The following is a 12,457-nucleotide window of genomic DNA, read 5'->3' on the forward strand; positions in this document are numbered from 1 at the left end:
AAGACCGCCAGGAGACAACCATGGCATTGATGGGCCGGATGATGTCGGATCCGCTGCTGATCTCGTCGCTGCTGAAGCACGCCGAGCGGCATTCGGGCGAGACCGAGATCGTCAGCAAGCGGGTCGAGGGCGACCTGCACCGCAGCAATTGGCGCGAAGTGGCGCGCCGTTCACGCCAGGCCGCGCAGGCCTTTGCACGCCTGGGTTGCGTATCCGGCGACCGCGTCGCGACGCTGGCCTGGAACGGCCACCGCCACATGGAGATCTATTACGGCGCCTCGGGCTCGGCCCTGGTCTGCCACACCATCAACCCGCGCCTGTTTCCCGAGCAGATCGTCTGGATCGCCAACGACGCCCAGGACCGCGTCCTCTGCTTCGACGCCACCTTCCTGCCCCTGGTCGAGAAGATCGCGCCGCTGATGAAGAGCGTGCAGCATTTCGTGCTGATGAGCTCGCGGGCCCACATGCCCGCGAACACCGCCATTCCAAACCTGTTGTGCTTCGAGGACCTGCTGGCCGCCGAGACCGGCGACTACGCCTGGCCGCAGTTCGACGAGAACACCGCTTCCAGCATCTGTTACACGTCCGGCACCACCGGCAATCCCAAGGGCGCCGTCTACAGCCACCGCTCCACCGTGCTGCATGCCTATGCCGCGGCCCTGCCGGATGCGATGGACTGCTCCAGTCGCGACGTCATCCTGCCCGTCGTGCCGATGTTCCATGTGAACGCCTGGGGCCTGCCCTACAGCGCCGCCATCGTCGGCTGCAAGTTCGTGCTGCCCGGCCCGCATCTCGATGGCAAGAGCCTGTACGAGCTGTTCGAGTCCGAGAAGGTCAACTTCAGCGCCGGCGTGCCCACCGTCTGGCTGGGCCTGCTGAACTACGTCAAGGCCAACAACCTCAAGTTCTCGACCTTCAAGCGCACCGTCATCGGCGGCTCGGCCTGCCCGCCGGCGATGATGAAGTCGCTACAGCAGGACTATGGCGTCGAGGTCATCCATGCCTGGGGCATGACGGAGATGTCGCCGCTGGGCACGCTGTCCAAGCTGACGACCCGCCAGCTCAACCTGCCGGCTGAAGCGCAGCAGCGCCTGCTGGAGAAGCAGGGCCGCGTCGTCTACGGCGTGGACATGGCCATCATCGACGACGAGGGCCGCTCCCTGCCCTGGGACGGCCAGAGCTCGGGCAATCTGGTCGTGCGCGGCCACTGGGTCATCTCCCGCTACTTCAACCACGACGAGTCGCCGCTGGTCAGCGTGGATGGCGAGCCCGGCTGGTTCCCGACCGGCGACGTGGCCACCATCGACGCCGATGGCTTCATGCAGATCACCGACCGCAGCAAGGACGTCATCAAGTCCGGCGGCGAGTGGATCTCCTCCATCGACCTGGAGAACGTCGCCATGGCCCACCCGGCCGTGCACGAGGCCGCCGTCATCGCCGCCAAGCACCCGAAGTGGGATGAAAGGCCTTTGCTGGTCGTCGTGAAGAAGCCCGACGCCGCCGTCACGCGCGAGGAACTGCTGGACTTCTACGACGGCCGCATCGCCAAATGGCAGATCCCGGATGACGTCGTCTTCGTCGCCGAGATCCCGCACACGGCCACCGGCAAGGTGCAGAAGCTCAAGCTGCGTGACCAGTTCCTGACCCACAAGCTGCCGACCGTTTGAACCGTCTGGGGTAAGCCCGGGACTGCACGGCAGCCGGGCTCGATTAACTTCCGTTCACATTCAGATCCACAACAGGAGACAAGCATGTTCGACATCACTTCGGCCCGCTTCCCCCGTGCCTTGACGGCCGCCGCCGTGCTGGCCATGGCCGCCGGCGCCGCCCAGGCGCAGAAGGGCGAGACGGTCAAGCTGGCCTATATCGACGCGCTGTCCGGCCTGATGGGCCCGGTGGGGCAGAACCAGGTCAAGACCTTCCAGTTCCTCGGCGAGAAGTTCAACAAGAGCAATCCCGCCGGCGTGAAGTTCGAGGTCGTCACCTTCGACAACAAGCTGAGCCCCGCCGAATCCCTGAACCTGCTGAAGGCCGCCGCCGACCAGGGCATCCGCTACATCATGCAGGGCAACGGCTCCAGCGTGGCCCTGGCCCTGAGCGACGCCGTGCAAAAGCACAACGAGCGCAATCCGGGCAAGGAAATCGTCTACCTGAACTACTCGGCGGTGGACCCCGACCTGACCAACAGCAAGTGCAGCTACTGGCACTTCCGCTTCGACGCCGACACCTCCATGAAGATGGAGGCGCTGACCACCTTCATGAAGGACCAGCCCGACGTCAAGAAGGTCTTCCTGCTGAACCAGAACTACGCGCACGGCCACCAGGTCGCCAAGTACGCCAAGGAGATGCTGACCCGCAAGCGCCCGGACATCCAGGTCGTCGGCGAGGACCTGCATCCGCTGGCCCAGGTGCGCGACTTCGCGCCCTATGTCGCCAAGATCAAGGCCAGCGGCGCCGACACCGTCATCACCGGCAACTGGGGCTCCGACCTGGCCCTGCTCGTCAAGGCCGCCAACGAGGCTGGCTACAACGGCAAGTTCTTCACCTACTACACCGGCGTGACCGGCACGCCGACGGCCCTGGGCACGGGCGGCGCGGGCCGCGTCTTCCAGGTCGCCTACAGCCACTACAACATGGGCGGCGAGGCGCAGAAGAACGGCGAGGAATACAACAAGCGGTTCAACGACGACATGTACACGCTCAGCGTGCAGCACATCTACACGCTGCTGAGCCAGGCCATGGCGAACGCCAAGTCCACCGACCCGGTCAAGGTCGCGGCGGCGCTGGAAGGCTTGAGCGTCAAGAGCTTCAACGGCGAAGTGACGATGCGCAAGACCGACCACCAGCTGCAGCAGCCGCTGTTCATCTCGGTCTGGCAGAAGGCCGACGCCAAGTACCCCTACAGCCCCGAGAAGACGGGCATGACGCTGGCGCCGGTCAAGCAGTACGACAGCTATGTGTCGTCGACGCCCACCTCCTGCCAGATGAAGCGGCCCTGAACTTTCGGGGTTCCTGACTCGACCGCGCCCCGCCCGCGAGCGGCGGCGCGATCCTTCTGACTTTGCCGGCCACCGCCTTGGATCAAGTCTTCATCAACCTGCTGAACGGCCTCTCGTCCGGCCTGCTGCTCTTCATGCTGAGCTCGGGCCTGACGCTGATCTTCAGCATGATGGGCGTGCTGAACTTCGCTCACGCGAGCTTCTACATGCTGGGCGCCTACATCGCCTATTCGCTGGTCGGCGTGCTGGGCTTCTGGCTCTCGTTGCTGCTGGCGCCGGTGATCGTGGGCATGATGGGCGCCGGCTTCGAGCGCCTGGCGCTGCGGCGGGTGCACAAGTTCGGCCATGTGCCCGAACTGCTCATCACCTTCGGACTGTCCTATGTGGTGCTGGAGCTGGTGCAGCTGGTCTGGGGCCGCACGGCGGTGCCTTTCACGCCGCCCGCGCTGCTGGAGGGCTCGGCGCTGACCATCGTGTCGCATGCCGAGCGGGGCATGTCGCTGGTGCTGGGCAAGGCCTCGGCTGAGGTCTGCGCGGCGGCGGTCAACTGCTCGACCTTCCCGGCCACCAAGGCCTTCATGATGCTGGTGGCCCTCTTGATGCTGCTGGCGCTGTGGCTGCTGCTGACGCGCACCCGCGTCGGCCTGATCATCCAGGCCTCGCTGACGCATCCCGAGATGGTGGAGGCCCTGGGCCACAACGTGCCGCGCGTGCTGATGCTGGTGTTCGGCAGCGGCTGCGCGCTGGCGGCCCTGGCCGGCGTCATCGGCGGCATCACCATCGTGACCGAGCCCAATATGGCGGCCTTCATCGGCGCCATCATCTTCGTCGCCGTGGTCGTCGGCGGCATCGGCTCGCTGGCCGGTGCCTTCGTCGGCTCCATCGTCGTCGGCCTGCTGCAGACGCTGCCGCTGACGGTCAACGGCTCGCTGGCCACGCTGCTGACCTCGATGGGCTTCACCGTCACGGCCAGCACGCCGGGCTATCCGCTGCTGCGCCTGACCATGGCCGAGGTCGCCCCCATCCTGCCTTATCTGCTGATGGTGCTGATCCTGATCTTCCGGCCCAAGGGCCTCCTCGGTACGCGAGAAGACTGATGAGCCAGGCCAAGGAATTCCATTTCAAGCCCCACAACGTCGGGCGCTGGGTCATCTGGGGCTTCTTCGCCCTGATCCTGTTCGTCGCCCCGCGCATCTGGACGACGGGTCTGGCCCAGACCATGCTCACGCAGATGGGCATCGGCGTCATCGCCTGCCTGGCCTACAACATCCTGCTGGGCCAGGGCGGCATGCTGAGCTTCGGCCACGCGGTCTACAGCGGCATGGGCGCCTTCCTGGCCATCCATGCGCTGAACATGGCCGGCGCGGGCACGCTGGGCATTCCTGTCAGCCTCATCCCGCTGGTGGGTGGCTTCGCAGGCCTCGTGGTCGCGGCCCTGCTTGGCTATGTGTCGACCAAGAAGGCCGGCACGCCTTTCGCGATGATCACGCTGGGCATTGGCGAGCTGGTGTTCGCGCTGACGCTGATGCTGCCCGAGTTCTCGGGCGGCGAGGGCGGCGTGTCCAGCAACCGCGTCATCGGCAAGCCCTTCATGGGCATCAGCTTCGGCCCGCAGATCCAGGTCTATTACCTCGTGGCCGTCTACTGCTTCATCTGCACGGCCGCCATGTTCGCGCTGACGCGCACGCCGCTGGGCCGCATGCTCAATGCGGTGCGCGACAACCCCGAGCGCGTCGAGTTCGTCGGCTATGACACCCACTGGGTGCGCTTCATGGCCTTCACGATCTCCGGCTTCTTCGCTGGCATCGCGGGCGGGCTGGGCGCCATCAACGCCGAAATCGTCAACGGCAGCGACGTGCTGCACGCCGCGCGCTCGGGCGCCTATCTTCTGTTCACCTTCCTGGGCGGCGCCACCTTCTTCTTCGGCCCCATCATCGGCGCCGTGCTGATGGTGCTGTGCGGCGTGCTGCTGTCCGAGCTGACCAAGGCCTGGCTGCTCTATCTGGGCCTGATCTTCCTCTTCATGGTCATGTATGCGCCGGGCGGCTTCGCCAGCCTCATCCTGATGAATCTGCGCGTCGCGGCCTTCGGCAAGCTGAAGAAGCTCTGGACCTCCTACCTGGCCCTGGCCGGCACGGCGCTGGCGGCCCTGGTGGGCGCGGCGACCATGATCGAGATGCTCTACCACCGCCAGCTCAACGAGGCCCTGGGGCCGGAGCTGAAGTTCATGGGCGCGACGCTCAACAGCGCCGGGCTGGATGCCTGGTTCGGCGCGGGATTCCTGGTCCTTGTCGGTGTGGCCCTGTTCGAACTCGTGCGTCGCCAGTACGTCCACGAGTGGGGCGAAATCCAGGAAGACATCGAGAAGGAAATCAAGCGGAGGGAAGCGCTTTGAGCAGCAGTTCCAACGCCATTGAATTGCGCGACGTCCGCAAGAGCTTCGGCAAGAGCGAGATCATCCGCGGCGCCAACCTGGCCGTGCAGGCCGGCGAGCGCGTCGCCATCATCGGCCCCAATGGCGCGGGCAAGAGCACGCTGTTCAACCTGATCAGCGGCCGCTTCGCGCCGACCTCGGGCGAGATCCATCTGCACGGCCAGCGCATCGACGGCAAGAAGCCCTACGAGATCAATCGCCAGGGCCTGTCGCGCAGCTTCCAGGTTTCCAACCTGTTCACGCGGCTGTCGGTATTCGAGAACATCCGCTGTGCCGTGCTGTGGAGCCTGGGCCACCGCTATGCCTTCTGGAAGTTCCTCGCCGACCTCGAAGACGCCAACGACCGCACCGAGCAGATCCTCGAGATGATCAAGCTCGACAAGCGCCGCGACGTGCTGGCCATGAACCTGACCTACGCCGAGGCGCGGGCGCTGGAGATCGGCATCACCATCGCCGGCGGTTCCAGCGTCATCCTGCTCGACGAACCCACGGCCGGCATGAGCAAGAGCGAGACCAAGCGCTTCATCCAGCTGATCCGCGACGTGACGGTGGGCAAGACCCTGCTGACCGTGGAGCACGACATGGGCGTCGTCTTCGGCCTCGCCGACAAGATCGCCGTGCTGGTCTACGGCGAGGTCATTGCCTTCGACACGCCCGAGGCGGTGCGTGCCAATGCGCGGGTGCAGGAGGCCTATCTGGGCTCCGTATTGGCTGAACAGCAGGCGGCGGCGGCATGAGCGCCGAGCGCTGGGCCGCTCCCGAGCCGGCGCACGTCCCCCTGGGGGACCGCCTGGCGTACTCGCAAGGCGAGGGGCAAATATGAATGGAAGAATCCTCAAGCTGGACAACGTCCATGCCTTCTACGGCAAAAGCCATGTGCTGCACGGCGTCAGCATGGAAGTGAAGCCGGGCGAGATCGTGAGTTTGTTGGGCCGCAACGGCGCCGGCCGCTCGACCACCGTCAAGACCATCATGGGCCAGGTCGACGCCAAGGGCTCGGTGCGCTGGGGCGATCAGGAGCTGGTCGGCCGCGAGGCCTACGAGATCGCCCACATGGGCCTGGGCTATGTGCCCGAGAACCGCGACATCTTCCCCAAGCTGACGGTGCACCAGAACCTGATGCTGGGCGAGAAGACGAAGAACAAGAACCCGCGCTGGAGCTTCGAGGACATGTACAAGATGTTCCCGCGGCTGCGCGAGCGCCAGCACACCGAGGCCGGCGTGCTGTCGGGCGGCGAGCAGCAGATGCTGACGCTGTGCCGCACGCTGATGGGCGACCCCGATCTCATCATGATCGACGAGCCCACCGAGGGCCTGGCGCCCAAGATCGTCGAGCTGGTGGCCGAGTACCTGAAGGAGCTCAAGAACCGCGGCATCGCGGTGCTGCTGGTCGAGCAGAAGCTGGCCATCGCGATGGAGATCTCCGAGCGCTGCTATGTGATGGGCCACGGCCGCATCGTCTTCGAGGGCTCGCCGGCCGACCTGCGCGCCAACGCCTACATCCGCAAGGAGTGGCTGGAGGTGTGAGATGGGACCGAGGACAGCGCCTGCGCGCTGTCCGACGCCCATCGAACGCCAAGACGCCTGCCAGCGGCTTGGCATAGAGCCAGACGCTCAGTCGTCGCCAGCGTCCGGCAGATTCCCTCTTGCCGCCTCCACCAGCTCGGCGCCATTGCGCCCGGCTTCGGGGTAGACCGCGGTGCCCAGGCGCACCCCCACCTGCATCAGCCGGCCATCGACGCCGTAGGCACCGCGCAGGGCCTGGCGCAGCCGCTGCTCGACCAGCCCCGCTGCCGCTGTCCCGGCCGCCACCAGCAGCACCGCAAAACACGGGCCGCCCATGTGCACGACCTCGTCGGCGCCGCGCACGCGGTTGCGCAGGCGCAGGCTCACGGTCTGGATCAGGTTGTCGCTGTCCGCGGGGCTCAAGCCGCAGCCAGGCAGCGCCAGCAGATCGATCTCCAGCCAGAGCAGGGCCAGCTCCTCCCCCTTTCGGCGGCATTGCGCGAACTGGCGCGAAACCCTCAGCCCGAAGGCGGCGGCGGAGTCGACCTGCGGCAGCTGCGTGAAGCTGCCGGCACGCTCGACTGCGGGGAGGTTGTTGACGAGCTGGGGAGCTTGGGACATGGCATCAATGGGGTTGAATGGCACACGGCGAGATGAGGCGCAAGGGCCGGGCGGCCCCGGCTTGTGCCGGCTCCCTGGCCTGCCTTGACCCTTGCTCCTCCTCCACCTAAACGCTGGCCGGCCGGCAAACCCGACATCGCCGTGAAAAAAAAATTGCGGGCCGCGGATCGCCGCCGCGCCCGCAGCCGCCGATGCGGTGTTACCAGCCGTTAGAGTCCGGCCCGTGCAAGCCATCACCCAATTGCTGCAGGCAGCCCGCTCGGGCGACCGCGCCGCCGCCGACCAGGTGGTGGCCCAGCTCTATGCCGACCTGCAGCGCCTGGCGCGCCGGCATGTGCGCGACGCGGGTCATCTGACGCTGCTGGACACCACGGCCCTGGTGCACGAGGCCTGGCTACGCGTGGCCGGTGCTGAAGGCGCGGCCTTTCCCGACCGGCGCCACTTCCTGGCCTATGCCGCCCAGGCCATGCGCTCGGTGGTCGTCGACCTGGTGCGCGCCCGGCGGGCCGAGCGGCGTGGCGGCGGCGAGGCTCATCTGACGCTGGACACGGCCCTGGCCGACCAGCTGCCCCAGGGCGACGCCGACGTGCTGCGCGTGCACGAGGCCCTGGACGAACTGGCCCAGATCGAGCCCCGCCTGGCCCAAGTCGTCGAGATGCGCTATTTCGCCGGTCTGCGCGAGCCCGAGATCGCCGAAGCCCTGGGCGTGACGGAGCGCACCGTGCAGCGCGACTGGCAGAAGGCCCGCCTCTTCCTGTCCATGAGCCTGGCGGGCTGATCATGGACAAGCAACGCTGGCTCGCGCTGAGCCCTCTGCTGGACGAACTGCTGGACCTGTCGCACGCCGGGCGCGAAGAGCGCCTGAGCCGACTGCGCACCGAGGATCCCGAGGCGGCCGAGCATCTGGGGCGCATGCTGGCGCGGGCGCGGGAACTGCAGAGCCAGGGATTCCTGAGCGAGCCCGTGGTCGCCCAGTGGCAGGACGCGCTGGCGTCCATGCCCGACGGCGTGTCGGCGCCCCCCGACCTCGCCGGCCAGTCCATCGGCCCCTATCTGCTGGAGCGCCAGCTGGGGCAGGGCGGCATGGGCACGGTCTGGCTGGCGCGCCGCGCCGACGGCCGCTTCGAGGGCCAGGTGGCGGTCAAGTTCCTGATGGCCGGCCTGTTCGGGCGCGGGGATGCCGGCCGCTTCGCGCGCGAAGGCGAGATCCTGGCCCGCTTGTCGCATCCGCATATCGCCCGCCTGCTGGATGCCGGTGTCCACCAGGGCCAGCAGCCCTATCTGGTGCTGGAGTATGTGGACGGCCGGCCCATCGACGTCCATTGCCGCCAGCAGCAGCTCGATGTCGAGGCCCGGGTGCGCCTCTTCCTGGACGTGCTGGCCGCCGTGGCCCACGCCCATGCGCGGTTGATCCTGCACCGCGATCTCAAGCCCAGCAACATCCTCGTCACGCCCGAGGGCGAGGTGAAGCTGCTGGATTTCGGCATCGCCAAGCTGCTCGCCGATGCGACCCAGGCGAGCGAAGGTGCTGCCGCCACGGAGCTGACGCAGCGCGCCGGCAGTGCCTTCACGCCGCAGTTCGCCGCACCCGAGCAGGTGCAGCAGGCCGACGTGACGACGGCCACCGACGTCTATGCGCTGGGCGTGCTGCTCTATCTGCTGCTGGGTGGCCATCACCCGACGGCCGACGATACCCAGACCCAGCTCGACCGGCTCAAGGCCGTCGTCGAGCAGGTGCCCAGGCGGCTGTCGGACGTGGCGGCCAGCCAGGACGACACGGTCATCGCGGGCCAGGCCCGGCGCCTGCGCGGCGACCTCGACACCATCGTCGCCAAGGCGCTGAAGAAGACGCCGGCCGAGCGCTATGCCAATGCCCAGGCCCTGGCCGAGGACTTGCAGCGCTGGCTGGACCACGAGCCCATCCGCGCGCGGCCGGACAGCCGGCTCTATGTGCTGGGCCGTTTCGTGCGGCGCCACCGTGTGGCCGTGGCCGCCGGCACCCTCGCTGTCGGTGCGCTGCTGGCCCTGACGACGACCAGCCTGTTGCAGGCCCGCCGTGCGGAACAGGCCGAACAGCAGGCTCAGGCTCGCCGCCAGCAGGCCGAAGACGTGCTGAGCTTCATGCTGGGCGAGTTTGCCGACAAGCTGCGCCCCATCGGCCGCCTGGAGCTGCTGGACAGCGTGGGCGGCAAGGCCTTGAAGGTGCTGGATGGCGGCGCCGCGCTGAGCCCGGCGGACCGTCTGCAGCGCGCCAAGGCCCTCACGGTGATCGGCGAGGTGCGGGTGTCCAAGCGAGAGCTGGAGAGTGCTCTGGAGCCGCTGGAATCGGCCAGCGAGCTGCTGCGGGGCGATCCGCCGACTGCCGACATGACGGCTGCATGGCGCAAGGCCCAGGGCGCCGCGGCGTTCTGGCAGGGCGAGGTGTTCTTCCGCCAGCGCGAACTCGACAAGGCGGAGCAGCATTGGGCCCGCTACCGCGACGTCAGCGCGCAATGGCTGCAGGCCGACGCCAAGGACGCGGACGCTCAGCTGGAGCTGTCCTATGCCGAGAACAGCCTGGGCAGCCTGTGGTTGAGGCAGGGACAGTTCCCGCGGGCGGAAGCGGCGTTCCGGCATTCCCTGGCACTCAAGGAGGCTTTGCTCGCGCAGCGCCCTGACGATGCAGGCCTGCAGAGCGATTGGGCGGACACGGTGAGCTGGCTGGGGCGGCTGCTGCAGTTGTCGGGCCGGCATGCGAGTGCCGCCCAGGCCATCAACCGCGCGCTGCCGCCCATCCAGTCGCTGCGCCAGCGGCGCCCCGCGGAACTCGAGTGGCTGAAGCGCGAGGTGGGGCTGCTGTTGAACCTGAGCGACGCCCAGCTGGCGGCCGGCCAGAGTGCCTCGGCCGTGCTCGACCAGGCCAAGGCGGCGGCAGATCAGCTGCGGCGGGGTGATCCCGCCAACGTGGGCTGGGCCTTCCTGGCTCTGGAGGTCGACGCCAACCTGCTGGCGCAAGGGCAGAGCATGCCGCCGGCTGCGCGCTCGCAGCAGGCCCTGGCGTTGCTGCAGAAGCTGGAAGGCCTGCGGCCGGGCAAGGCGCCGCTGGACAGCTGGCTGCCTCGATCCGTGCGTCTGCTGGATCTGGCGGCCCATCCCGCCTGCACGCGCACCGATTGCGAAGCGCGCGACCAGGCCATCGCGCGTGTCGAGCAGCGCATGGCCGCCGTGATGGCCAAGCCTCCCGTGTCGCTGGAAGCCTTGAACGCGGCGGTGTGGCTGCAGCTGCTGAAAGCAAACCTGCGGACCGCGGCCGATCCCGCGCGGGAGGCAGCCTGCGGCCAGGCCCGGGAGCTGTTGCAACTTCGCACTGGGTGGCTGCAGGCGCATGCCGAATTGACCCAGCGCTGGCTCGACGTGCAGCAATGCCTGGATCCCCAAGCGATCGACCGAGCCGACTGGCAGGCCGGCCGCGCTTGGCTGGACAGTCAGCGCACGCTGTAGCCGCCGCCTTCCGCTCCTTTCCCCCCCACCCACCGAAAGCCCCCCATGCCGACGACCTATGTTCCCCCCTACACCGTCACCGTCACCAGCACCCTCGGCGGATTGGCCAAATGCATGTATGTCGATGGCACCGGCAAGACCGTGCCTCCGGGTACCGTCCTCACCACGACGACCCCCACCGGGCAGGACGGCCAACTGCCCCTCAATTTCGTCGAGGCGACGGTCGACAACAAGAAGCTCCGTCTCGTCGGCGCGGCCGTGAAGACGGTCGACCACGATCCGACCATGAACCCCTACAACTACCTGCCGGCCACGCGGGCCCAGACGGATGGCGTCTGGCGGGATGGTGTCGTGATCCCGTGGTCAGAGGGCGCCTACAACAAGCGTGGCGTCGTGCTGCTGTTCGCGCAGGTCAATGCCTCGGGCGAGATGGTCAATTTCTATCCCAGCGCCGATCCGCAGACGCAGAACGACCAGACCTGAGGCAGGGGGCGCAGCCTCAGCCCAGGCCCAGCCCGGTCAGGCGCTGATAGCGCCGGCGCAGGAAGTCCGCCGCCAGGCTCGCATCGCTGCCGACGCGCTCGCCGATGTAGAGCTCCTGGCGGCGCTCCGCGATCTGGGCGCGCAGCCGCGTGGCCATGATGTCCAGCGGACGCATGCCGCCGGTCTCGGCGCGCTCGATGGCGATGCGCAGCTGGTGCATCTGCAGGTTGTGCAGCAGGGCCGTCTGGGCCTGCACGACGCGGATGCGGCCCTGCACCATGTGCTCGCACAGTCCCAGCCAGGCGCGCACGGCATCGGCCGGGCCGCCGATGACCTTCTCGGGCGCCTCGCCGGCGGCCAGCAGCAGGCCTTCCAGCCGGGCGCGATCGCTGTTCGCATAAGCCTCGTTGACGACCATCATGCGCTGCTCGCAGACCTCGCGCTCCGGGCCCGAGGGCGCCAGGTCGGGGTGGAAGCGCATGGCGGCGCGCCGGTACAGCGTCTTCAGGCTGGGCGGCGGCAGGTCCATGGTCGGACCGGTGGGCTCGGGCGGAAGCGGTGTCGCGTCGGGCAGGGCGGGGATGTCGGGCCAGCCCTTGGCGGCCGGTGTCGCCGGCATGGGGGCCTCCACGCCCTGGCGCTTGAGCGCCTCGGACAGCAGGGCGGTGGCCTGGTGGAGCTGGGCCTCGAGCTCATCGAGCTCGCGCATCAGCGGGCCTAACGCTTCGAGGTAGCGCAGCCGGAAGCCCAGCAGCTTAGCCCGCGAGCCGTCGTGGTCGGCCTCCAGCACCGCGAGATAACGCTGCAAGTCCTGCAACTGCTCGCGTCGCCGCGTCAGTTCGTGCCTCGTGATCGCCATGCTCGCCATGGGTGGCGATTTTGCCGTGCCCGGAAGTGGAAACGGCCCGAGAAACTGATTTCTCGGGCCGTTGAA

General features: G+C 67.8%; 11 protein-coding genes. 9 read left to right on the plus strand and 2 right to left on the minus strand.

Annotated elements, in window-relative coordinates; all coding sequences use genetic code 11:
• Window positions 1–20 precede the first annotated feature (20 nt).
• The 6 genes from AC07OY_RS04800 (at window position 21) to AC07OY_RS04825 (ending at window position 6,960) form a co-directional block, all read left to right on the plus strand.
• Window positions 21–1,667 carry a 3-(methylthio)propionyl-CoA ligase gene (locus tag AC07OY_RS04800; RefSeq protein ID WP_495041387.1) on the plus strand — a complete coding sequence of 549 codons (1,647 nt, stop codon included), beginning with the start codon at window positions 21–23 and terminating at the stop codon, window positions 1,665–1,667.
• An 84-nt stretch (window positions 1,668–1,751) separates the two neighbouring features.
• Entirely contained in the window at window positions 1,752–2,999 is a 1,248-nt protein-coding gene (locus AC07OY_RS04805; RefSeq protein ID WP_495041388.1) for a branched-chain amino acid ABC transporter substrate-binding protein, read from the plus strand.
• Between the two features lie 134 nt (window positions 3,000–3,133).
• A complete protein-coding gene (locus AC07OY_RS04810; protein WP_495041976.1) occupies window positions 3,134–4,096 on the plus strand; it encodes a branched-chain amino acid ABC transporter permease in 963 nt (320 codons plus the stop codon).
• Window positions 4,096–5,394, plus strand: coding sequence for a branched-chain amino acid ABC transporter permease (locus AC07OY_RS04815; protein WP_495041389.1), 1,299 nt, complete (start codon window positions 4,096–4,098; stop codon window positions 5,392–5,394). The genes AC07OY_RS04810 and AC07OY_RS04815 overlap by 1 nt, the downstream gene beginning before the upstream one ends.
• A complete protein-coding gene (locus tag AC07OY_RS04820; protein ID WP_495041390.1) occupies window positions 5,391–6,170 on the plus strand; it encodes an ABC transporter ATP-binding protein in 780 nt (259 codons plus the stop codon). The genes AC07OY_RS04815 and AC07OY_RS04820 overlap by 4 nt, the downstream gene beginning before the upstream one ends.
• Before the next feature lie 94 nt (window positions 6,171–6,264).
• On the plus strand, window positions 6,265–6,960 hold the full coding sequence (locus tag AC07OY_RS04825) for an ABC transporter ATP-binding protein (protein WP_495041977.1): 696 nt from the start codon (window positions 6,265–6,267) through the stop codon (window positions 6,958–6,960).
• A gap of 87 nt (window positions 6,961–7,047) precedes the next feature.
• Here AC07OY_RS04825 and AC07OY_RS04830 read toward each other — a convergent pair whose 3' ends face one another.
• Window positions 7,048–7,560, minus strand: a complete 513-nt coding sequence (locus AC07OY_RS04830; protein ID WP_495041391.1) for a diguanylate cyclase — start codon at window positions 7,558–7,560, stop codon at window positions 7,048–7,050.
• Window positions 7,561–7,783: 223 nt separating this feature from the next.
• On the opposite strand from AC07OY_RS04830, the gene AC07OY_RS04835 reads away from it, so the two are divergent.
• From AC07OY_RS04835 to AC07OY_RS04845, 3 genes are read left to right on the plus strand one after another with little or no spacing between them, the layout of a single operon-like run.
• Window positions 7,784–8,338 (plus strand): ECF-type sigma factor, encoded by a 555-nt coding sequence (locus AC07OY_RS04835; protein WP_495041392.1) that lies wholly within the window; start codon window positions 7,784–7,786, stop codon window positions 8,336–8,338.
• 2 nt (window positions 8,339–8,340) lie between these two features.
• A complete protein-coding gene (locus AC07OY_RS04840; protein WP_495041393.1) occupies window positions 8,341–11,040 on the plus strand; it encodes a protein kinase domain-containing protein in 2,700 nt (899 codons plus the stop codon).
• A 45-nt stretch (window positions 11,041–11,085) separates the two neighbouring features.
• Window positions 11,086–11,523 carry a hypothetical protein gene (locus AC07OY_RS04845; protein WP_495041394.1) on the plus strand — a complete coding sequence of 146 codons (438 nt, stop codon included), beginning with the start codon at window positions 11,086–11,088 and terminating at the stop codon, window positions 11,521–11,523.
• A 16-nt stretch (window positions 11,524–11,539) separates the two neighbouring features.
• On the opposite strand, the gene AC07OY_RS04850 is transcribed toward AC07OY_RS04845, so the two are convergent.
• Complete coding sequence (locus tag AC07OY_RS04850) at window positions 11,540–12,382, minus strand: hypothetical protein (protein ID WP_495041395.1); 843 nt, start codon at window positions 12,380–12,382, stop codon at window positions 11,540–11,542.
• Window positions 12,383–12,457: the final 75 nt, after the last annotated feature.

This window comes from Roseateles sp. GW821-FHT09H10 (genome assembly GCF_059415865.1).